Here is a 1,330-nt window from a genome sequence, read left to right as displayed (position 1 = left end):
CCGGTGGTGGTGTCCGCGCGGCGGGCGCCGAAGAAGCAGTCCGCGCGCTGGCTCGTCAATGGGGTGCGGCCACCGCCACCACCGCATCGGGCCGGGGCACGTTCGACGAGCACGACCCGCACTGCCTCGGCCTGGCCGGCTTGTACGCCACGCCCCCGCTGACCACCGCGTTCGCGGAGGCCGACGTGGTGCTGGCCATCGGCTCGGCGCTGGAGGAAACCGTGCGGATGGGCTGGGACCTGAACCGGGTCCGGCTGGTGCATGCCGACCTCGACGCCACAGTATTCGACCGGGCCGTACCGGCCGAGGTGATGCTGCTGGGTGATGCCCGCCTGACCGCTGAGGCTCTCGGCGCGGCGCTGCCCGTGGAAGGTGCCGAGGTGGCCGGCCGGGCCGGGTGGCTGGCCGGTGTGGCCGAGGCCCGCAAGCAACTGGACGCCGAGGCCGCGGCCGTGCCGTTCACCACCTCGCCCACCCGCGGGGTGCTGCGGGTGCTGCCCGAGGTGTTCCCCGACGCGGTGCTGGTGCAGGAGAACGGATTGCACGACATCTGGGGCTACCACATTTCCGCGCTCACCCTGCCTGCCGGGTATCCGGTCATCGGGCCGGGCGAGCAGACCATGATGGGCTTCGGCCTGCCCGCGGCGCTCGGCGCGGCCGTCAGCCGTCCGGGCCGGCCGGTCGTGCTGGTCTGCGGGGACGGCGCATTCGCCATGAGCGTCAACACTCTGCCGACCGCGGCCGAGCTGGGATGCCCCCTGGTGATGGTGGTTTTCGACAACCGGGGCTTCGGCTGGCCGCGTTTCCTGCGCCGGCAGGAGGATCAGCCGTCCACGTTCGCCGACTTCCGCACCCCGCTGCCGATGGCCGCGCTGGTCACCTCGCTGGGCGGGTTCACCACGACGGTGACCGGCGGCGCAGGCGTACGCCCGGCTCTGGCGGCGGCTCGCGCGGCGGCTGAGACGGGGCGCCTGGCGCTCGTGGTGGTGCCGGTGGATGACGAGGACGTACCGGTCGGCATCCGCCGGATCTGTGGCACGGACGAGGCAGCCCCGTGCTGACCGGCGCGTTGCTGGTGGATGGGATCCCGGTCGGGCGCGAGTCGCTGCGCCGGATGGTGGACGATGTCGAGCGCGCCTGTGCCGAGCTGGGAGCCGGGCCGGGCCGGGCGATCATGACGGGGTGCCGTACCGGAATCGCTGTGGTTGCTGCAGTTGTGGCCGCACGCCGGCTCGGAGCGGCGGGGGCCCTCGCGCCCCGGGCCGGTTCCCAGGTGAAAACCCGGCCCACCGCCACAAGCGTCGCCGAAGTCGTCGACGGTGCCGGCGGG

2 protein-coding genes are annotated in these 1,330 nt (G+C 73.6%); both read left to right on the top strand.

What is annotated here, in order from left to right; genetic code table 11:
- On the top strand, positions 1-1,061 hold a 1,061-nt coding region (locus TFC3_RS34010; protein ID WP_161952734.1), incomplete at its 5' end, for a thiamine pyrophosphate-dependent enzyme.
- A partial coding sequence (locus tag TFC3_RS34005; RefSeq protein ID WP_153040628.1) for a hypothetical protein occupies positions 1,055-1,330 on the top strand: 276 nt, incomplete at its 3' end. The genes TFC3_RS34010 and TFC3_RS34005, both read left to right, overlap by 7 nt.

This window comes from Actinoplanes sp. TFC3, from assembly GCF_001553785.1.
Classification (GTDB): Bacteria; Actinomycetota; Actinomycetes; order Mycobacteriales; family Micromonosporaceae; genus Actinoplanes.
This window is presented reverse-complemented; position numbering and strand designations above follow the sequence as displayed.